Consider the following 928-nt stretch of genomic DNA (forward strand, 5'->3'; position numbering starts at 1 on the left):
ATTTAATACACTTTATTACAGGCATAAAAAAACGCCATCCAAAGATGACGTTTTTTTATTCGCTTGGCATAGGACAACAAGAACTAAATCATCAGGTAACGGCATTAACCGTTAGCTAAAACTCGTCTTGCTTCACGATAACGTGCATTCCAGTAGGACTCTTTCAGATTGGAAATCATCACACCGTTGCTGGTGGATGCATGCACAAACTGATCGTTACCTAAATAAATACCGACGTGACGGCCTGTAGAACCCGCGCGGAACAGAACCAGATCACCCGGACGCAGTTTCGTGCGCTGGATTTTCTTGCCTTTCTCTTCCTGTTCATAGGTTGAACGAGGTAAATCCATACCAAATTGTTCGCGGAATGTTACCTGTACGAACGCTGAGCAATCGATACCACGCTTGCTGTCACCGCCTAACCGATAACGAACGCCTTTCCAGCCAGCGTACTGATCCATAATTTTGGATTTAACGTTGACGTTGCGAACCATTGCTTCGAATTCATCCTGAGAGGCTTGCAGTAGAAGGCCATCATTGCCATTTACTGCACGCATATCAGTTTGTGCGTTTTCTGTGTTCGAAGAATGTGTACCACTACATGCAGAGAGAATAATTGCTGCACCAATCGCGGGAATTATCCGCGTGATATATCTCAGAAACGGTTGAGACTTGACCATTATTGTTGTTATCCCTTGGTGTCCTTAACGATTAAATCGTTATTAAAATTGCCAAACGAAGCGAGACTACCTGCCGTACATCTGTGGGACAAATGCCTTGAAGGGAAAATGTGTGTCAGAGCACGTTTTTTTCCTGAACCGGGGCGTTTTTAGCACAATTCTATGCAGGCGAATTGGAGATTACCGTAATGAACAGGTGATTGCGAGAGGTATTATGAGATTTCTTATAAGAAATTGTGATGTAAGGT

The 928-nt window shown here is 43.5% G+C and carries 1 protein-coding gene; it reads right to left on the reverse strand.

Annotated features, from left to right (window positions below; genetic code table 11):
- Positions 1-104 precede the first annotated feature (104 nt).
- On the reverse strand, positions 105-680 hold the full coding sequence (mepS, locus tag J1785_RS00715) for a bifunctional murein DD-endopeptidase/murein LD-carboxypeptidase (protein ID WP_013574652.1): 576 nt from the start codon (positions 678-680) through the stop codon (positions 105-107).
- Between the last annotated feature and the right edge of the window lie 248 nt (positions 681-928).

This window comes from Rahnella perminowiae, from assembly GCF_019049755.1.
Lineage (GTDB): Bacteria > Pseudomonadota > Gammaproteobacteria > Enterobacterales > Enterobacteriaceae > Rahnella > Rahnella perminowiae.